We start from the raw sequence: 287 nt of genomic DNA, 5'->3' as shown, positions 1-287 counted from the left end.
AGGACTGCCACACGTGTATGAATCTCATTGACTTGGCTTTGAAAGCTCCTTGCACTCAGTTTATCGCCCAATAATTTAATGCAATGCATCTTGGTTTCTACCAAACTTCGCCGATGATAGCCTGACCATTTTTTCCATAGTGTCCTGCCTAAACGTTTAACTGTTCGAAGTAATTCATTTCGTTCTAGCGAGCTACTCTTTGTATCTTTCCATGGTTTCGCATTTTTTCTAGGTGGAATCACCGCATGCGCTTGCCGATCTGCAATGACCTGACGGCATTGCTTGGT

General features: G+C 43.6%; 1 protein-coding gene. It reads right to left on the bottom strand.

Going from position 1 to position 287, the window contains the following annotated elements:
* Positions 1 to 287 (bottom strand): transposase (locus NI470_RS15710; RefSeq protein ID WP_253154029.1); only part of this gene is annotated, 287 nt, incomplete at both ends.

The sequence above is a fragment of the Acinetobacter lwoffii genome, assembly GCF_024129115.1.
GTDB classification, from domain to species: domain Bacteria; phylum Pseudomonadota; class Gammaproteobacteria; order Pseudomonadales; family Moraxellaceae; genus Acinetobacter; species Acinetobacter lwoffii_T.
The sequence above is the reverse complement of the archived record's forward strand: the minus strand, read 5'-3'. Positions and strand labels throughout refer to the sequence as shown.